This is a genomic window from Duganella rivi, from assembly GCF_009857435.1.
Lineage (GTDB): Bacteria > Pseudomonadota > Gammaproteobacteria > Burkholderiales > Burkholderiaceae_D > Rugamonas > Rugamonas rivi.
Map to the genome: position 1 here is coordinate 300251 of NZ_WWCK01000001.1, position 19734 is coordinate 319984.

At 60.8% G+C, this 19734-nt stretch carries 16 protein-coding genes; 8 read left to right on the forward strand and 8 right to left on the reverse strand.

What is annotated here, in order from left to right:
* Window position 1 precedes the first annotated feature (1 nt).
* The 6 genes from GTP45_RS01505 (at window position 2) to GTP45_RS01530 (ending at window position 6963) form a co-directional block, all read left to right on the forward strand.
* A complete protein-coding gene (locus GTP45_RS01505; protein ID WP_161012116.1) occupies window positions 2-859 on the forward strand; it encodes a carbohydrate ABC transporter permease in 858 nt (285 codons plus the stop codon).
* A complete protein-coding gene (locus GTP45_RS01510; RefSeq protein ID WP_161012117.1) occupies window positions 856-1659 on the forward strand; it encodes a carbohydrate ABC transporter permease in 804 nt (267 codons plus the stop codon). Before GTP45_RS01505 ends, GTP45_RS01510 begins: the two co-directional genes overlap by 4 nt.
* Window positions 1656-3146, forward strand: coding sequence for a beta-N-acetylhexosaminidase (gene nagZ / locus GTP45_RS01515; protein ID WP_161012118.1), 1491 nt, complete (start codon window positions 1656-1658; stop codon window positions 3144-3146). Before GTP45_RS01510 ends, nagZ begins: the two co-directional genes overlap by 4 nt.
* 21 nt (window positions 3147-3167) lie before the next feature.
* On the forward strand, window positions 3168-4469 hold the full coding sequence (locus tag GTP45_RS01520) for an MFS transporter (protein ID WP_161012119.1): 1302 nt from the start codon (window positions 3168-3170) through the stop codon (window positions 4467-4469).
* 4 nt (window positions 4470-4473) lie between these two features.
* Complete coding sequence (locus GTP45_RS01525) at window positions 4474-5583, forward strand: ABC transporter ATP-binding protein (RefSeq protein WP_161012120.1); 1110 nt, start codon at window positions 4474-4476, stop codon at window positions 5581-5583.
* 72 nt (window positions 5584-5655) lie between these two features.
* Window positions 5656-6963: a tetratricopeptide repeat protein gene (locus tag GTP45_RS01530; protein WP_161012121.1), complete on the forward strand. Its 1308-nt coding sequence runs from the start codon at window positions 5656-5658 to the stop codon at window positions 6961-6963.
* Between the two features lie 33 nt (window positions 6964-6996).
* Here the strand turns inward: GTP45_RS01530 and GTP45_RS01535 are convergent, their stop codons facing one another.
* On the reverse strand, window positions 6997-8202 hold the full coding sequence (locus GTP45_RS01535) for a glycoside hydrolase family 18 protein (protein ID WP_161012122.1): 1206 nt from the start codon (window positions 8200-8202) through the stop codon (window positions 6997-6999).
* Window positions 8192-8932, reverse strand: a complete 741-nt coding sequence (locus GTP45_RS01540; RefSeq protein ID WP_166454504.1) for a GntR family transcriptional regulator — start codon at window positions 8930-8932, stop codon at window positions 8192-8194. The genes GTP45_RS01535 and GTP45_RS01540 overlap by 11 nt, the downstream gene beginning before the upstream one ends.
* A gap of 382 nt (window positions 8933-9314) precedes the next feature.
* On the opposite strand from GTP45_RS01540, the gene GTP45_RS01545 reads away from it, so the two are divergent.
* A complete protein-coding gene (locus GTP45_RS01545; protein WP_229258296.1) occupies window positions 9315-12083 on the forward strand; it encodes a TonB-dependent receptor in 2769 nt (922 codons plus the stop codon).
* A gap of 251 nt (window positions 12084-12334) precedes the next feature.
* Window positions 12335-13297: a cupin-like domain-containing protein gene (locus tag GTP45_RS01550; RefSeq protein WP_161012124.1), complete on the forward strand. Its 963-nt coding sequence runs from the start codon at window positions 12335-12337 to the stop codon at window positions 13295-13297.
* A 132-nt stretch (window positions 13298-13429) separates the two neighbouring features.
* Here the strand turns inward: GTP45_RS01550 and GTP45_RS01555 are convergent, their stop codons facing one another.
* The 6 genes from GTP45_RS01555 to trmD all read right to left on the reverse strand — a co-directional run bounded on the left by GTP45_RS01555 (window position 13430) and on the right by trmD (window position 19721).
* The gene (locus GTP45_RS01555; RefSeq protein ID WP_161012125.1) at window positions 13430-16183 is read right to left on the reverse strand and encodes a M16 family metallopeptidase; all 2754 of its coding nucleotides are present in this window, start codon (window positions 16181-16183) and stop codon (window positions 13430-13432) included.
* An 85-nt stretch (window positions 16184-16268) separates the two neighbouring features.
* Entirely contained in the window at window positions 16269-16598 is a 330-nt protein-coding gene (locus tag GTP45_RS01560; RefSeq protein ID WP_155463641.1) for a DUF3579 domain-containing protein, read from the reverse strand.
* A gap of 172 nt (window positions 16599-16770) precedes the next feature.
* The gene (locus GTP45_RS01565; protein WP_161012126.1) at window positions 16771-17730 is read right to left on the reverse strand and encodes a CobD/CbiB family protein; all 960 of its coding nucleotides are present in this window, start codon (window positions 17728-17730) and stop codon (window positions 16771-16773) included.
* A gap of 51 nt (window positions 17731-17781) precedes the next feature.
* Window positions 17782-18453, reverse strand: coding sequence for a CoA pyrophosphatase (locus GTP45_RS01570; protein WP_161012127.1), 672 nt, complete (start codon window positions 18451-18453; stop codon window positions 17782-17784).
* Between the two features lie 61 nt (window positions 18454-18514).
* The gene (rplS, locus tag GTP45_RS01575) at window positions 18515-18898 is read right to left on the reverse strand and encodes a 50S ribosomal protein L19 (RefSeq protein WP_092278364.1); all 384 of its coding nucleotides are present in this window, start codon (window positions 18896-18898) and stop codon (window positions 18515-18517) included.
* A gap of 76 nt (window positions 18899-18974) precedes the next feature.
* Complete coding sequence (gene trmD, locus GTP45_RS01580) at window positions 18975-19721, reverse strand: tRNA (guanosine(37)-N1)-methyltransferase TrmD (RefSeq protein WP_161012128.1); 747 nt, start codon at window positions 19719-19721, stop codon at window positions 18975-18977.
* Between the last annotated feature and the right edge of the window lie 13 nt (window positions 19722-19734).

The window sequence follows — 19734 nt, forward strand, 5'->3', positions numbered from 1 at the left end:
GATGAACCGCAATCTCGCCGCATGGCTGTTCCTCGCGCCCGCACTCACACTGCTGGCCGTGTTCTCGTTCTGGCCCGTGGCTTTCGGTTCGCTGCTGGCCTTCACCGACTACAGCCTGATACGCGAAACGCACTGGGTCGGCCTCGATAATTTCCGCTACATCTTCGACAACGAGATGTTCGTCACCGGCCTGAAAAACTCGCTGCTGTTTTTGCTGATGGTGCCCTTCGTGCAAATCGGCGCATTGAGCCTTGCAGTTTTAGTGAACAACAAGCTGCCCGGCATCCGCTACTTCCGCGCCGCCTTCTACGTGCCGGTGGTGACCACCGTCTCCGTGGTTGGCATCATGTGGGGCTTCATGTTCCACGAACAGGGAACGCTCAATTACGTCCTTCAAACGCTCCAGCTGATTAACGCCCCGGTGGGCTGGCTGTCCAACGACACCATCGCCCTGTTCGCGATCATGTTCGTCACGCTATGGCGCGGCCTTGGCTGGTACATGGTGATGTACCTCGCCGCGCTGCAAGCCGTCCCAGCCGACATGCAGGAAGCAGCGATTCTCGATGGCGCCAATCGCTGGCAGCGATTCTGGAAAATCACCGTGCCGATGCTGCGACCAACCATTATGGTCTGCTCCATTCTATCCGTGCTGGCCGCACTCAAAGCCTATCAAGAAGTGGACGTGCTGACGCAAGGCGGCCCTATGAACTCCACCTTCACCGGCTTGTACTACGCTTACGATCAAGGCCTCAAACATTTGAAACTGCCGCGCGCCTTGGCCGCCAGCTTCGTCGTCTCCATCTTCTGCGTCGGCATCGCCTTACTGTGCCTGCGCTGGATTAAACCTAAGCACCGATGAAGACGATCACCCACTACCTGCTGCTGTGCGCCATTGCCGTGGTGTGCGTGTTCCCTTTCTGGTGGACGCTGGTAACCGCGCTCTCCACCGAAGGCAACATCTTCGCCTACCCGCCGACCTTCTGGCCCAAGGCGCCGTCGCTGGCCAACTTCGCCGAAGTATTCAACACGCTGCCGATGTGGGCGTTCTTCCGCAACTCGGTCTTCATCGCCGCCTGCACCGTGTTCTGGAAGCTGCTGCTGTGCTCCGCCGCCGCGTATCCGCTGGCGCGCATGCAGTTCAAGGGCCGCAAGCTGGTATTCGGCTTGATCCTCGCCACGCTGGTGCTGCCGTCGGAAGTCAACTTCCTGGTCAACTTCATCACCGTGACGAAACTGAGCCTCGTCGACACCTACGCCGGCGTGATCTTGCCCAACGTGGTCAACGCCGTCGCCATCCTGCTGCTGAAACAAGCTTTTGAAGAAGTGCCGCAAGACTTGATCGACGCCGCCCGCGTGGATGGCGCTTCCGAGTGGATCATCTTCAGTAAAATCATGTTGCCGCTGATCGCGCCGTGGCTGGCCACGGTCGGCATCCTGACGGCGGTGGAAGCATGGAACGAATATATCTGGCCTTCGATCGTGATGAGCAAGCCGGACGAATTCCCGCTGTCGGTGGGCGTGCTGTATTTGCGCGGCACCTTCGGCAGCAGCACGCGCGTGATCGCCGCCGGGACAGTGCTGACCATTCTGCCCACGCTGGCAGCCTTCTTATTTACTCAACGATTCTTCATGCGCGGCATGGAGGGAGCAGTGAAATGACAACTCAAAACGAATTACGCAAAATCGCCGGCCAACTGATTATGATCCGCTTCCCCGGCACCGTGCTGGATGCGGCCACTGCGGACTTCCTGAAAGCGAACAGCATCCGCGCCGTTTGCCTGTTCCGCGGGAATATGACCGACTCCGAGCAGCTGGCCAAGCTGACCGCCGACCTGCGCGCCGTAATGGGCCCGGAATCGCTGATCGCCATCGACCAGGAAGGCGGCGCCGTGGTGCGCTCCACCTGGGTGCCTGCGCCACCCGCCGCCATGGGCCTCGGCGCTGCCGACGACACCGACCTCGCCTACCGCACCGGCGCTGCCGTGGCGCGCGCGGTCAAGGCGCTGGGCTTCAACTGGAACTTCGCGCCGGTGCTGGACTTGAACAACAACCCGCACAATCCAGTGATCGCGGAACGCTCTTTCGGCGCAGAGCCGAAACGCGCCGCCGAACTGGCAATGTCGTGGATGGCCGGCAGCCATGCGGAAGGCGTGGCCTGCTGCGTCAAGCACTTCCCCGGCCACGGCGACACCAACGTTGATTCGCACCGCGACCTGCCGACCGTGAACAAGCCGGTCGAAGAACTGGACCGCCTCGAACTGGCGCCATTCCGCATTGCTTCCGGCGCAGCGCCGGCCATGATGACCGCGCACATCGTCTACCCAACGCTCGATCCCGAGAATCCAGCGACGATGTCGCGCCGCATCCTCAACGACCTGCTGCGCGAAGAGTGGCAGTACAAAGGCATCATCATCACCGACGGCATGGACATGCACGCCATCGCCGGCCGCTACGGGGTTGGCAATGCCGCCGTGCGCGCACTGACCGCAGGCGCCGATATGGTCATGGCGCTGGGCACCACCGAAACGCAAAACGAAACGCTGGACGCCATCGCCGCCGCCATCGCCTCGGGTGAACTGTCGCAGGCCGCAATCGACACTCGCCTCGACCGCCTGTCGTCGCTGGCGAAAGCCTATCCATGCAAACCGCGCTCGTACAAGGAAGATGCGGCCGACCGTGAGATCATGGCCGAAGGCTGGCGCCGCAGCCTGACCGCGTACGGCGCACCACAACGTCCGGCAGCTGGCGCCAAGGTACGCCTGGTCGCGCGCCAGGATGTGGTGAGCGACGGCGTCTCCGAAGCCGGCGTGCCGGCCGCCGTGGTAGCCGACTCGCTGCGCAAGCTGTACGACGTTGAACTGGTCACATTCGCCGACGCCGACACCTTCGACTGGAACGCACTGCCGCAAGACGGCCGCTTCACCATGCTGGCCTCCACCTCGCGCCTGCGCTACGGCCAGCACGCTCGCGACACGTGGCGTCCAGACCTGCACCTCGCGCTGTGGAATCCATATCAGGCACTAGACATCACCGCACCAGCGTTGATGACCTACGGCTTTGCCCAGCCAGCGCTGAACGCCATCAATGCATGGCTGTCCGGCGAACTACAAGCTACCGGCAACGCACCGGTAGCGGGCTTTAAATAAAGAAAACACGGGAGACTCCACATGAAAGCCACCATCCGCAATCCGAAGCTCTGGGTACCGACCTTGTACCTCGCCCAAGGCCTGCCCTTCTTCGCTGTCGCCATCGTCGCCAACCAAATGCTGAAGAGCATGGGCGTGCCGAACGACGAACTGAATCACTGGACTGCCTTGATCGGTTTTGCGTGGGTGTTTAAACCGCTGTGGAGCCCCTTCCTTGAACTGGCGCCGAGCAAAAAGCTGGTGGTCACCTTCTTCCAGGTATTCGGCGGCTTATGCCTCGGCGGCGTAGCGCTGGCGCTGCAAGCGCCGTTCTGGTTTGCCGCCAGCATGGCGATGCTTGCACTGGTCGGCATTTCCGCCGCCACCCACGACATTGCGTGCGACGGCTTGTACATCACCAGCCTGGATGAAAAAGGCCAGGCGCAATACGCCGGCTGGACCGGCACCTTCTTCAACGCCGCCAAGTTCTTCACCACCGGTGCGCTGCTGCTGTTGGCCGGCCACTTCGAGAAGACGCTGGGCGTGGTGCCGGCATGGACCATCTGCTTCTGCATACTCGGCGCGATGATGATTGCGCTTGGCCTGTACAACGGCTGGGCGCTGCCACTGGCAAAGAACGAAATCGCCGCAGGCACTAACGCCGCCAGCATCGCCCGCACCCTGCGCGAAGTGATCGTGGAGTTCTTCAAGAAACCGGGTATCTGGGTCTCGATCGTTTTCATCATTCTGTTCCGCGCAGGCGAGGCGCAGGTGCAGTCCATCGGCCCGCTGTTCCTGCGCGAAGCACGCCACCTCGGCGGCCTTGGCCTGAGCACCGCCGAAGTGGGCGCGGTGTATGGCACCGTAGGCACCGTGGCGTTCCTGGTCGGTTCCATCGCCGGCGGCTACTTCACCTCGTGGCTGAGCCTCAAGCGCGCCATCCTGTGGCTGATCCTCGCGGTCAATCTGCCGAACATCGCGTTTTACCTGCTGTCCTACTTCCAGCCGACCGACTTGTCCATTATCGGCGCGGCGCTGAGCGTGGAGATGTTCGGCTACGGCTTCGGCTTCGTCGGCTTGATCTTGTACATGATGCAGGTGGTCGCGCCGGGTAAATATCAAACCGCACACTATGCTTTCGCTACCGGCATCATGCAGCTGGGCTTTGTGCTGTTCAAGCTATTCAGCGGCGACATCCAGATCGCCTTGGGCTACCAGCACTTCTTCATCTGGGTCATGTTGTCGGCGATTCCGGTGGCGGTGCTGTCGCAGCTGATTCCGATGACTGCACGTCCGCAGCAGAAGGAAGAAGCACAGCCAGCGCCGCTGGAACAGGCGGTGTAAGCGCATGGCCAGCGTTAGTCTCAAGAACATCGTCAAGCATTACGATAAAACGCCGGTCATCCACGGCATCGACCTTGATATCGCCGACGGTGAATTCATGGTCTTCGTCGGCCCTTCCGGCTGCGGCAAGTCCACCTTGCTGCGCATGATCGCAGGCCTTGAAACCATCAGCGACGGCACGCTGCATATCGGCGGCACACTGGCCAACGACATCGCACCGGCGCAGCGCAAGCTGGCCATGGTGTTCCAGTCCTATGCGCTGTACCCGCACATGACGGTGTACGAGAACATGGCGTTTGCACTCAAACTGGCCGGCCACAAACCGGCCGAGGTGCAAGCGGCGGTGGAACGCGCGGCCGGCATCCTGCAAATCGCCCCGCTGCTCAAGCGCAAACCGAAAGAGCTGTCCGGCGGCCAGCGCCAGCGCGTGGCGATCGGCCGCGCCATCGTGCGCAAGCCGGAGGTGTTCCTGTTCGACGAGCCGCTATCCAATCTGGACGCGAGCCTGCGCGTGCAGATGCGCGTAGAGCTTAGCCGCCTGCACAGCGAACTGAAAACCACCATGATCTATGTGACCCACGATCAGGTGGAGGCGATGACACTGGGCCAGCGCATCGTGGTCTTCAACGGCGGCCGCATCGAGCAGGTAGGCACGCCGCAAGAACTGTATAACGCCCCGGCCAACCTGTTCGTGGCCGGCTTCCTCGGCACGCCGAAGATGAATTTCATCCCCGGCGAGATTGTCGCCGCCGGCGGCGGCAGCGTGTCAGTTCGCCTGACCGGCGGCGCCGTGGTCACCGTGGATGCAGCGGCCGGGCCGCAAACCGGCGACCAGGTCACTCTCGGCGTGCGCGCCGAGCACCTCTCCATCGCCGCAGCGCAGCATGAAGAGAATGTCATCCAAGTGGGCGTCGGCCACGTTGAGTACCTGGGTGACCTCTCCATCGTCTACACGACCTTGAACGGGCTGCCCGAGATGATCGCTGTGAAGCAGGCCGCAGAAGCGGCGCCGCTGCACGCCGGCAGCCACGCCAGCGTGTTTCTGCCGCCCTCCCGTTGCCTGCTTTTCAACTCCGAAGGCCGCGCCCTGCCTCGTGCACCGCAGCACATTTGAATTCGGAGTTCCGGCTGATTTTGTGTAACAATACGCGGGTTTACATCCCACAGTTTGAATTAAAGGATAACCATGTCCCATTCCCGTCTTGCTCGTATCAGCCTGCTCTTGGCCGCCATTGGCCTGAACGCCGCTCCTGCCATCGTTGGCATGGCCCCAGTCCACGCGGCTGAAGAAAAGAAAGCGCCGGAAGCTCCGAAAGACACCATCCGTCCAGAGATGTACAAGCTGGTGGATCCAGCACAAACCCGTCCAATGCTGGACGCGAAGAACTACACCGAATTCCAAAGCCGCATCGACCAGGCTGCGGCCCTGCCTAACCTGACCTCGTACGAGACCTTCATCCTGAACCAGCTGCGCGTGCAACTGGGTCAAGCGACGAACAACAATCAGCTGACGATCGAAGCATTGACCGTGCTGATTGACTCGCCTCACGTACCGAAGGAAAACAAGCTGCGCTTCATCGATGCTATCTCCAGCATCTACTACAGCTCCCTGAAAGACTACGACAACGCCATCAAGTGGTTCGAGCGTTACGGCGTGGAGTCGGGCGACAAGGCCAAGCAGCGCCCGTACATCATTCGCTCGTACTTCCTGAAGAACGACTTCGCCACCACCAAGACCGAAGTGCTGAAGGATATCGAAGCCGCCAAGCAGACCGGCGTGGCGCCAGCCAAGGAGACCCTGAACCTGCTGGGTAACGTCGGCATCAAGACCAAGGACACCGAACTGTATCTGCAAGCCGTGGAAGAGCTGACCCGCTACTACCCGACCGAAGACTACTGGAACGATCTGCTGAACCGCACCCGCGGCAAGAAAACCTACAACAACCGCCTGGATCTGGATCTGGTGCGCCTGAAGGCCGTTACCGTGCCGTCGAAGATGGAGCCTGAAGACTACGCCGAACAAGCCGAATTGTCGGTGCTGGCCGGCTTCTTCACCGAAGCGAAGATCGCCATGGACAAGGGCTATCCAAGCGGTATCCCAGCCGGCAAGGACAAAGCCGCCCTGCAAAAAATCCGCGACAGCGCCAACAAGGGCGCAGCTGACGATGCGAAAAACATCGACAGCGGCATCGCTCCTGCACAGAAGTCGAAAGACGGCGTTGGCCTGGTCAACCTGGGCTACAACTACGTGACCCTGGGCCAGTTCGACAAGGGCATCGACCTGATGAAGCAAGGTATCGCTAAAGGCGTGTCGAAGAATCCTGAAGATGCCAAGCTGCGCCTGGGTTACGCCCTGGCGATGGCAGGCAAGAAGGATGAATCGGTTGAAGTGCTGAAGCCTCTGGCAACCGGCACCGATCCACGCGCCGACCTGGCCCGCTACTGGATCATGTACCAGACCGGCCCGAAGATCGCCGCTGCTGAAGCCAAGTAATCAAATTAAAGCCAGCTTTCGAGCTGGCTTTTTTTACTTCATCCCGTCCCACAAGGTGCGCAACAAGTGATGCTCGCTGTCGTCGGCGCTCAGTTCCCAGAACATGGCGCCGCGCAGTTTCTGCTGCTTGATATAGCGGACCTTCTCTTTTAGCGACTGCGGATCCTCATACGTGATCCACACGCCGTTTTCCGCGTTGTACAGGTACGGCGCACTCGCAGCCGCATTCCAGTAACGCTTGCCCTTGCCCTGTAGCTGCGCGTAGCCGTACGAGTTGCCGCCGTTGATGCCATCGCTAACGCCGCCGGCGCAAGCCTGATACTGCCCATCGCCATCCGGCCCCGCCGCGCAGCCCTTCCAGCCGTAGCCATAGAACGGCACGCCCAGCACCAGCTTATCCGCCGCCACGCCCGCGCCCAGGTAGCGCTGCACCGAACGCGATGCGTAGAAGCCATTGGCCGTCACAGGGTCTTTAGGATCGGCGTACAAGGCCGAGTGATGGCCGGTATTCTTCTCCCACGGCATATGGTAGTCATAGGCCATGATGTTGATCCAGTCGAGACTGCGCGCCAGCTCCTTCACCCACGCGCCGTCGCCGACGTAGTTGCCGTTGGCGCCGGCCGCGATGGTGATGGTGTAATGCTTGCCATCCTGCTTGCCCGCCGCGTCGAAAGCCGCGCGCAGTTCGCGTACCCAGGTGATGAAGTTCTGCCGGTCTTCCGGCCGCGCGCAAACTTCGCCCGCCACGCAAGGCACGCCGGCTTCGCCCGGGTATTCCCAATCGAGATCGACGCCATCCAGCCCGTACTTGCGCACCGTCTTCAGCGACGATGCGATAAAGTTAGCGCGCGCCGGCGCCGATGCGGCCACGTTGGAGAAGCGGTTCGACCAGTCCCACCCGCCGACCGAGATCACCACCTTGAATTGCGGATGCTGTTTTTTCAGCGCCACCAGTGCACGCAGATTGGCGCCGTCGGCCGCTTCATCGCGCCACGCCAGCGCGCCGTTGAGCGGCTCCTGGCAGGCCGCCACGTAGTTCACCGAGGGCTCGGGATTGCCATGCTTGCCGTCCCAGCACAGGTCAACGAAGGCATACAGCGCCATGGTCAGCCTGGACGCATCGACCGACGCCACTGGGAAGGACTCGTGCTTCCAGCCGGGATAGTAGCCCACCACTTCAGACGCCATCGCCGGCGACACCGCCAGCGCGGCCACCAAGGGAATTAATTTAGCTCGCATTCAGTTCCGCCACAAAGTCATACATATCGCCACGGAAGTAAGAGCGGCAAAATTCCACCGCGCGCCCGTCGCGCAAAAAGCCGAGACGCTCGACCGCCAATCCCGCATCGCCTTCTTTCGCTTGCAGCAGCATGGCCTGTTCCGCGTTGAGCAGCAGCGCCGACAAGCGCTGTAAGGCGCGTACCGGCCGGTTGCCGGCTTTTTCCAGCGCGTCGTACATCGAGATATCCACCGCGTCCAGCGACGGCAAACAGGAAGCGACGATGGTCGCGTATTCAAGGCACATCGGCACATCGTCGGCATAGCGCATGCGGTTGAAGCGATACACCTTGGAGCCGGGACTCAATCGCAAGCGCATCGCCTCGTCCGGCGTGACCGTGCCTTCCGAGCGCTTGAGCCACACGCTGCGCGGCGTGCGCCCGCGTGCCTTCATGTCCTCGGAAAAGGACGTCAGCTTGGAGAAGTTCTTTTCAATGCGAGTGTTGATGAAGTTACCGGAGCCGGGCCGGCGCACCAGCACGCCCTCGGCCACCAGGCCGTCGATCGCCTTGCGCACCGTGATGCGCGAGATTTCCAAGTCGGCCGCCAACTGGCGTTCGGCCGGCAAAGCATCCTCCGGCTTGAGGACATGGTGCTCGATTGAAGAGCGCAAGGCGCGCTGCAAGCGTTGATACAGGGGTAGGTTACTGGTCTCATTGAGGTGCTGCCGGATGTGTACCAGTGGTGTCATTTGATCGCTTTCCATAACGATGAAGACCTCTCCTGTCAGTTTGTTCGAGGATAATACCAAAAAAAGACCACCACAAATCCAGCGTTGACGCAATGCCTACAAAAAAATTCTATGAAAACGCATAACGCCTTTAGGTAAAGGCTTTCCTCGTGTTGCATACACGCACACCCGCTTGCCATACCACCATCCATCCGGTCTTACAAGGTTGTCGAAAAGATACTTTGTCGGCTACATACAACATAACAAAAAAGAATTTTAAAGTGGTAGTGATCTGGTATTAAAACGCGGGTATATTGGCGTTGGATTGGTTTTGAACGTGATCTAAAAAGAAGCACATCAACAATCGGTTGGCTCGGCGGAGCCTTCATCAACGGGAGGGAACATGAATCACAATTCGAATAACATCAAGATGTCCAAACTAACGCCTATCGCCACTGCGGCTGCGATCCTGACGCTGAGCGTCTCGATGAACGCCTACGCGCAACAGGCCGCAACCGAGAAAGAGCCGGAGACCGTCATCGTGAGCGGTATCCGCGGTTCGCTGCAGCAGTCGCTGTCGGTGAAGCGCAATGCGTCGGCCAACGTCGACGTCATCACTGCGGAAGACGTGGGCAAGATGCCTGACAAGAACGTGGCCGACTCGCTGCAGCGCGTGCCGGGCGTGAACATCTCCACCTCGGGCGCAGGCTCGGGCGGCTTCGACGAAAACGACCGCGTGTCGATGCGCGGCACCGCGCCGTCGCTGACCCAGACCCTGATCAACGGCCACGCCGTATCGTCGGGCGACTGGTTCGTGCTGGATCAAGTGGGCGGCGCCGTGGGCCGTTCGGCGTCGTACTCGCTGCTGCCGTCGGAGATCGTCGGCCAGGTGATCGTGCACAAATCGCCAACCGCTGATCAAATCGAAGGTGGTTCGAGCGGCTCGATCGACATCAAGACCCGACACCCGCTGGACTTCAAGAATCCGATCTCGCTGGAAGCGACCGTGCAAGCGGTGTACGCCACCCTGCCGGAAAAAACCGATCCACAATTCAGTGGCCTGTTCAACTGGAAGAACGAAGCCGGCACGCTGGGCCTGATGGTGCAAGGCTTCTCGGAAAAACGCTCGCTGCGCCGCGATGGCCAGGAGCTGCTGCAGTGGACTCAGGTTGCACCGACCAACGCCGCCGTTAAAACCAATCCTGACCTGGCCAACGTCTGGTTCCCGCGCCTGATCGGCTCCTCGCTGTTCCAGCAAGAGCGCAAGCGTAAAGGCGGTTTGATCGACCTGCAATTCAAGCCTAGCCGCGACCTGTCGCTGGAAGCGACCTACTTCCGCTCGAAGATGGACGCGTCGAACTACAACACCAACTACATGACCGACATGAATGGCTCGGGCATGCTGGGTTCCGGCGTAGCGCCTGATCCAGGCTATGTAATCCGCAACGGCACGCTGGTGTCGGCATCGTTCACCAACAAGGGCACCGCCGCTGCACCACTGCGCTACGGTATCGTCGACAACATCGTGCGTGAAGGCGCTTACGCCCAGACCGAGTTCTTCGACCTGGACGGCAAATGGCGTCCAACCGACCGACTGACCCTGACCGCCAAAGCCGGTACCACCAAGGGCAAAGGCGTCACTCCAAGCCAGGGCGTGTTTGAAGGTGACGTCAACAACTCGGGCGCCAGCTACCAGTTGAACGGCATGGGCTCCCCGGCCACCGTCAAGTTCCCGAACATCGACGTATCGAAGTTCACCGGTACCCCGCTGGACTGGGTGTTCGGCGTATCGCCGGCATCGACCGACGACAAAGAGAGCTATGGCCAGATCGACGCGGCCTTCTCGCTGGACGCAGGCCCGCTGCGTGAAATCAAATTCGGCGCGCGTGCTACGCACCACACCCGCTCCAACTTCGAAGTGGCGCAGGGCCCTAACTGGTCTAACACCGACGTCGGCGGCACCAGCACCAACCCGGCATGGAACGGCACCACCTACCCTGGCAACTTCGGTAACGATCTGGGTGGCGACTTCCCTAAAAACGTCTGGATGCTCGATCCTGGCATCTTGAACGCATGGGGCGACCTGCACTCGAACCGCGACATCAGCCGCACCTACTACCAGGACATGTTCGACCTGACCGAGAAGACCAAGGCGATCTACGTCCAGGGTGAACTGGAAGGCGAAGGCTGGAGCGGTAACGTCGGCGTGCGCCTGGTTCGTACCGAAGGCACCTCGAACGGCTACCAGATCCTGCCGAACCAGCCCGCCGGCGAAACGCTGCCTGCGTATCCATGGGGCGGTTTCGTCAAGAAGACTGCCATCGACAACAACACCACCATCCCGCTGCCTAGCCTGAACTTGAAGTTCGACCTGCGCTCGGATCTGGTGGCGCGTGTTGGCGTGTCGCGCACCATGACCCGTCCTGACTACGGCGCATTGGGCGGCGCAGTGCTGCTGACCGACGAAACCCACACCGGTAACGGCGGTAACTCGCACCTGAAGCCAGTCAAGTCGAACAACCTGGACGCAACGCTGCAATGGTACTTCGCACCGCGCGCCCTGCTGTCGGCCGGTGTCTTCATCATGGACCTGAAAGACTACGTGGGCTACGGCGTCAGCACCGGCACCTTCATCGACACCCGCGCTTCGCAAGAGCAGAAGAAGCCAGTGTTCGCGACCTACTCGATCACCTCGCCGATCAACGTTGGCGCCAAGGTCAAAGGTCTTGAGCTGAACGCGCAAGTACCGGTAGGCGGCGGCTGGGGTATCGACGGTAACGTCACGCTGGCCGACTCGCACCTGGACTTCGGTGCTTGCCCTGCGATGCAAACCGCAACCTCGGGCGATCCATGCGACATGCTGGGCGCTTCGAAGACCACCGCCAACGGCGGCCTGTACTTCGAAAACGACAAGTTCAATGCCCGCGTGAGCTACGCATGGCGTTCGGACTTCCTGGCAGCGCAAGACCGCGGCACGCCGCTGTACCAGGCTGCGACCGGCACGTTGTCGGCTTCGTTCAACTACAACATCAACAAGAACATCACCTTGACGATCAGTGGTCAGAACTTGAACAACCCGATCCTGAAGAACTACATCTACAACAAGGATCAACCGGCACGTTTCTATGCTAACGGCGCGCAGTACTACGCTGGTCTGCACGTGAAATACTAATCGTCTTCATTGTGTAGTCTGTGCCCGCCTCGGCTGCCCCGGCCCTGGCGGGCTTTTTTATGCACGGCGGGGTTGACGTTGCTTGCCGCTTTAAAAGCGCGCGGCACCAACCCAACCCGCACACCGCTGCGGCCAGGGTCTGACCCCGTACGGGGTCAGACCCTTTCGTTCGGGGTGCTGTTCAGGGTTGCGAAGGGTGGCGCCAACCAGTTCTTATATTGCCCCCCCCTTTTTATGCCATCATACGTTTCATGAACACGCCTACTGAATACTACGACCTCGATCCGGCCCGTTTTTTTAGCGAGGTAGCGGGCAGCTATCGTCCCGCCATCTTGCGCGGCTTCGTGCGGCATTGGCCGGCGGTGCAGAAGGCGCTGCAATCGCCGGAGGCGCTGTGCCATTACGTGCTGAATTTCGCCACCGGGTTTGAAGTCGATGCGGTGATGACCCCGCCGGCCGAAGGTGGACGGCTGTTCTACAAGCCCGATATGGACGGCTTCAACTTTGTGCGCAACAAGGTGCCTGTGGCGCGTGTAATCGAGCAGCTGGCGCGCTACTCGCAGTTTGATGCGCCGCCGTCGGTGGCGGTGCAAAGCGCCTTGATCGACGACTGCATGCCGCGCTTCGCGCTGGAGAATTTGGCGCCGGCGCTACCGCCGTCAGTGAAGCCGCGCCTCTGGCTAGGCAACACCATCACCACGCCGGCGCATTTTGACGAGTCATACAATTTGGCGTGCGTGGTGAGCGGCAAGCGCCGCTTCACGCTGTTCCCGCCCGAGCAGGTGGACAATCTCTACATCGGCCCACTGGACTTCGCGCCGACGCCTACGCCTATCAGCATGGTCAACTTCCGCGATCCCGATTACGCGCTGCACCCGCGCTTTAAAGAAGCCCAGAAGGCCGCATTGATCGCCGACCTGCTTCCCGGCGATGCGCTCTACATCCCGACGCTGTGGTGGCACCACGTCCAATCCACCGGTCCATTGAACATGATGGTCAACTACTGGTGGAAAAACGAACAGCCAGCCGACGACGCAGGCACCACCTTCGACGCCCTGGTCGCCACGCTGAAAGCGATGAAACACCAGCCACCAGAAGTCCGCGCCGCATGGGGCGCGATCTTCCAGCACTACGTCTTCGATCCGACGCAAGATCCGTCCGCCCACCTGCCCGCCCACAAGCAAGGCGTCCTCAAAAACGCCCGTAATAGCTAGCTCGGCTGCGAGGATGCACGATGGGGAGTCTTTTCCCTGAATGGCGTCCGCTGCACGAAGCATCCGGCGACGCGGCAAGCGCAAGATCTATAACGACCCGCGCGTGATTACGCTGGATCGCCTGCCGAAGTTTTAAGGCTTCTTCGGCGCGGCGGCTGCGGCGGCGGCCTTGGCTTCGTCGCCCGCGATCACCACCGACAGTTTGGCTGGGTCAATGTGCTTGCGGAAAGCCGCATTGACTTGCGCCAGCGTGGCTGCTTTCAGCTTGGCTTCGTACTCTTTGCTCCACGCGTAGGTACGATTCAAGTACAGGTTACGGTTCCAGCCTGCGGCCACCACGTTGTCTTTGGCGCGGTTTTGCAAGCGCTGTTGCAGCAGGCCCGATTTGGCGCCGTCCAATTCCGCTTGCGTGAAGCCGTCCTTGCGCGCGCGCTCCAGTTCTTCGAGGATGGCCGCTTGCAGTTTCTTCAGGTTCTGCGGCGCGGCGATCGCGCCCATGCCGAAGTTGCCGGCACGGTCTTCATCGCCCGCAGAGACACCGCTACCGCCGCCATACGACAAGCCGTCCTTCTGGCGAATCCGATCCATCAGGCGCGATTTCAGCGCACCGCCGCCGAAGATGTAGTTGGCCAGATCCAGCGCCGCATAGTCGGCATCGTTGACGTTCAGATCCAGCGGCAAGCGCGCGGCGTAGGAGCCGTTCTCCTTGTCCGGCGCATTCAGCGACGCCTGCAACGGCGCCTTGTCCACGTTGGTGTTCAGGACTTTTCCATACGACGCCTTGCTGTTCCAGCCAGTGAAGCTTTCGTCGATGGTCTTGCTGATGGCTGTCTTGTCAAAGTCACCGACGATCGCCAGCTGGCCGTGATTGGCGCCGTAGAAGTTGCGGTGGAAGGCAATCACGTCTTCCAGCTTCAGCGCCTTCACTGCTTCCAGGCGCTCGGCCACGGTCAGCGAGTTACGGATGTCGCCTTTCGGGTAGTGGTTGAAGTGCTGCTCGATGGCTTCGTTGGCCAGCACTTGCGGCTCGCTGCGCGAGTACTCCAGGCCGACGATCCACTGCTGGCGCAGTTGTTCAAATTCGGCCTGCGGGAAGCTGGCGTCTTTCAGCACGTGTGCCACCAGGCGCAGCGCCGCATCCAGATTCGGGCCGGTGGTCTCGAAGTTGTACGGCGAGCCAGTGATCTTCAGCTTGGAGAAGGCGTCAGCCAACTGCTCGCGTGTGTACTTGCTGGTGCCGCGCGTGAGCATCTCGTTGGTGATGGCGCTGACCACGGCGGTGTTGACCAGGTTTTTCTCATCGCCCCAGCCCAGCGCGAGATTCACGGCCACGGTTTCGCCGCGGTTTTTCTTCGGCAGCAGCGCCACTTTCAGGCCGCCGATTTGCTTGATCTCGGTGCGGGCGTTGATGTTGTCCTGGCTCGGATCGAACACCTCCGAGGTCAGCACGCTGTCCTTGCCCTTGAAGTCCTTCATCACCTCGGCCACGCTCGGCGCGGCAGGAATGTCGGCGCGTTGCGGCGTGTCTTCCGGGATGAACTCACCGACCACGCGGTTGTCGCGCTTCAGGTAGCGCGCCGCCACATCGGCCACTTGCTGCGAGGTGATGCCCGGCAGTTTGTCGCGGCCGAGGAACAGCAAGCGCCAATCGCCAAGCGCCACCTCTTCCGACAAGGTCACGCCCACGCGCTGCGGATCGTTGAGCGATTTCTCGATGTAGTTGGCGAAGTTGCGGCGGGTGCGTTCCATCTCTTCTTCGGTCGGCGGCGTCTTTGCGAAGCTCTCGACGGCTTCGGTCAGCGCAGCGCGCACCGGCTCCAGCGGCTCGCCCGATTTGACCACGGCGCCAATGATTTGCAGGCCCGGCGCGTAACCGGTCATGCCAAAGCTGAACACCTGCGCGGCCTTGCCGCTTTCCACCAGCTGCTTGTGCAGGCGGCCGGTCGGCTCGTCGCCGAGGATTTGCGACATGAAGCTCAGCGCATCGCTATCGCCTTGCAGCGCGCTTGGAATCTTGTAGCCCAGCGCGACGATCTGCACGTCGCCCTTGCGGCGCACGGTGAAGCTGCGCTCACCATCCTGCGTCGGCTCGACCGTCCAGAATGGCGGCAGCACGCGCTTTGGTTTTGGGATCTTGCCGAAGGACTTGCTGATCCACGCCAGCGTTTGCGCCGGGTCAAATTTACCGGCCACCAGCAGCACCGCGTTATCGGGCTGGTAGTAAGTGCGGTAGAACGCTTGCAGGTTCTCGATCTTGACGTTCTCGATGTCGCTGCGGTTGCCGATGGTGGAGCGGCCATACGAATGCCAATCGTAGGCGATGCTCTGCATGCGCTTGAGCAGCACGCCGAACGGATTATTCTCGCCGGACTCGTACTCGTTGCGCACCACGGTCATCTCCGAGTCGAGATCCTTGCGCGCGATGAAGGAGTTGACCATGCGGTCGGCTTCCATCTCCAGCGCCCATTTCAGGTTCTCCGGGCTGGCCTGGAATACTTCGTAGTAGTTAGTGCGGTCGTTGGAGGTGGTGCCGTTGAACTCCATGCCGCGAGCAGCGAATTCCTTCGGAATGGCTTTATTTTTCGGCGAGCCTTTGAACACCATGTGTTCCAGCAAGTGCGCCATGCCTGTCTCGCCGTAGTTCTCGTGGCGCGAGCCGACCAAGTAGGTGACGTTGACGGTGACGGTAGGTTTGGAAGCGTCCGGGAACAGCAGCACTTTCAGGCCGTTCGGCAACCGGTACTCGGTAATGCCTTCGACCGACGGCCCTTTGACCACGCCGGCTGGCAGCGCAGCTGCGGCCCATGCAGACCCGGTAGCGACAAAGGACATCCCGCACAGCAGGAGGCTGGCGGCGGCGGCATGTTTCAGGCGGCTGGTGTTCATGTTCTCTCGCGAAAAAAGATGGAACACGCAGCATACGCCCACCGCGCTACGGTGAACAGATACTTAACAGAAAATTAAGTGAGAATTAATTCTTTTCAGGAACCAGGCAGGCGTCGACCACCTGCAGGTCGTTGTCCTTGGCGAAGGACAGCACGAAGTGATAGGCCATCGGCTCCAGCGCGCGCAGCTTGCCGTTGACCACCACGGATTTCACGCCATTGACCACGGTCGGCGTCACGTACGGCGAGAACTGCAAGTGGGAATCGCGGCCGCCGCCCGAGCCTTCCGGCTTGAAGCACGCCATCACCCCGCACAGGCGCTCAGCCCAGTCGCTGGGACGGAACTGCCTGCCATTGCTGGTTTGGCCAAGGATGAAGAACGAATCTTGCTGTTCTGCCGGTTTTTGAACGGACATAGGCGCGGTTGCTTCTGCGTAGAGGGGGTAAGAATCTTACGTATTATATCTTATAGAAGACCTAAATAAGTAAGCCCTTGATATTCAACGTCATTTTCAAGGGAGATACCACTTTGGTGCAGGAAATGCTCGCCCTGCACCACGGCAATACCGCTATTGTAACCCGTTAAGGCTATCCACCGAACCAAACAGCGCTCGACAACAGCAACAACAGCATCATCCACAACAACAGTGCACGCCAGACCAGGCCAACCGTGCTCTGCAGGGAGCGGATATTCGGCTCGTCGCCCGGCATCACGTCCGGTTCGACCTCGATATCGACCGTGGTGGCATCGACGAATTGGGCCTTGACGGCGTTTTCCACCGGCGAGCCGAGGCGCACGCCCATGGCGCCGCCGCCGGCCGACAGGATGATGCCGATCGCTTCGTTCGACCAGCGGTGGGCAAAATTACGCCACGCGTAGATTGCATCTTCAAAGTTACCGACCACGGCAAACGCCACGGCGGTCAGGCGCACCGGGATCCAGTCGATCCAGTAAAACGCGCGCGCGGCGAACTGGCCGAAGGCCTCGTTGCGCATGTGCTCAGGCTCGTTCCACGCGCGCGCCAGATGCTCGGACACGCGGTACATCACGGCGCAGGCCGGGCCGGCCGGCATCAGGAACCAGAAGAACACGCCGAACACATTGCGGTGCGTGGTGATCAGCGATTTCTCGACCGCGATGCGGGTGATTTCGGACGCTTCCATGCCGACCGTGTCGAGGCGCGTCCACTCGGCCAGCAAGGCGCGCGCGGCGGCTTCGTCGCCGGCGTTCAGCGCCAATTGGATCGAGGTGAAATAGTGGCTGTAATGGCGGAAGCCCAGCGTCATGTAGACGATCACCACGTTCCACGCAAAGGCGGCGTAGGTCAGCTCGTAGTGGCGCAGCACCCAGTAAATCACCGCGGTCGGCACCACCAGGATGCCCATCATCAGGAACCAGCCCATGCGGCCGTGGGTCGAGTGGCCGGCGTTGAACCAGGTCTCCATCCGCAACGCCAGGCGCTTGATTTCGGCGTAGATCGGATTGTCTGCGCGCAGCGGTTTCATCTGCTCGATCAACAGCGCGCATAAGATGGAAAGAAAAGTCATGTATATCCTTAGAGTCGTCCTGCCTTAATGGTCGTTACGATAGCCTAGTTCTCACTCCGCGCGCAAGAAATGGAACAGATTACGGAGCATGCCGGCCGTCGCGCCCCAGATGTAATAGCCCTCGTAAGGCATGGCGTAGAAGCTGCGGCGGCCGCCCGGCAAGTCCACCGACAGGCGCTGGTGGTTGGCGCCGTCCATCAGGAAGGCCAGCGGCACTTCGAAAATCGCGGCCACTTCGGACGGATCGGCGGTGACTTCAAACGGCGGCTGCACCAGCCCGACGACTGGCGTCACGCAATAACCAGTGCCGGTCAGATAGTTCGGCAAGGCGCCCAGCACTTCGACGTGATGGCGCGCGAGGCCGATCTCCTCCTCCGATTCGCGCAGCGCGGTGTCGGTGGTGTCAGCATCGTAATCTTCGGCGCGGCCGCCGGGGAAGCTGATCTGGCCGGCGTGGTCGGTCAGATTGGCGTTGCGCTGGGTTAGCAGCACCGTCAGGCCGGCCGGGCGCAGCACCAGCGGCACCAGCACCGAGGCTGGCGTGGGCGGGCGGTCGTCGCGGCCCGGGATCACGCGCTCTCTTTCTTCGGGCGTCCACGCGGCGGGCGGCGCGGCAAAGCGGCTGCGCAGCCACGCGGCGCTCAGGCGCTCAGGCTCGACGGCAGGCTCGCCGGCGATGGCGTCAACAGGCAGCTGCTGGGGGTCGAATAGTGGTTGTGCCAAGTGTGCTCCTCGAAAAAAAAAGGACGCCCGCAGGCGCCCCTTTCTCCAAACACAACCGATATTAAACGGCTGCTTTCGCCGCTGGGCGACGGTTTGGCAGTTTTTCTTTGATACGTGCCGATTTACCCGAACGATCACGCAGGTAGTACAGCTTAGCGCGACGTACGTCACCGCGGCGTTTCACTTCGATCGAAGCGATCAGCGGCGAGAACAGCTGGAAGGTACGCTCAACGCCTTCGCCGGACGAGATCTTACGAACGATGAAGTTCGAGTTCAGGCCACGGTTACGACGGGAGATAACAACGCCTTCGTAAGCCTGGGCGCGCTTGCGGGTGCCTTCGACTACGTTCACGTTCACGACTACGGTATCGCCAGGTGCAAAATCAGGAATGTTTTTGCCCAGGCGAGCGATTTCTTCTTGCTCGAGTTGTTGAATCAGGTTCATCTTAATGACTCCATAAACCATCGTGCTGGCGCGCTTTTAATATGCCCAGTAGAGGATGGGGTTATAACAGACAGGCTCAGAGGCCTGCCAAAAATTGCTCATCACGCTTGGTCAGCAATCCTGCTTCACGTGCCTTGACGAGCAAATCCGGTCGCTTGCGCGCGGTCGCTTCCAGCATGCGCTGGCGGCGCCATTTTTCAATCTCGGCGTGGTTGCCGCCCATCAGTACCGGCGGCACGCCCACACCTTCATACGTTTGAGGCCGCGTGTAGTGCGGCGAATCGAGCAAGCCGTTGAAGAAGCTGTCTTCAATGGCCGAGGCGCCGGTGTTCAATACGCCGGGAATCAGGCGGATCACCGCATCCATCAAGGCCATGGCCGGCAGCTCGCCGCCGGACAGCACGAAATCGCCAAGGCTGATTTCTTCATCCACGCAACGATCAAGCAAGCGCTGGTCTACTGCTTCGTAGCGGCCGCACAGAATCACCAGACCGGGTTCCTGCTTCAGCTGCATCACGCGTTCATGCGTCAACTGCTTGCCCTGTGGCGACATGAACAGCACGCGCGGCGTTGGCAGGCCGGCATCGACCTGGCGCTGCTTGGCTGCATTGAGCGTCGCTTCCAGCGGCTTGGCCAGCATCACCATGCCGGGGCCGCCGCCATACGGGCGGTCATCCACGGTGCGGTGATTGTCGGTGGTGAAATCACGCGGATTCCACAGCGACAGGCCACATTTATTCTGTTCAAACGCACGCCGGGTCACGCCCGACTGCGTAATTGCGGCAAACATTTCCGGGAACAGGGTTACGACATCAAATTGCATGGCGAACCGCCCT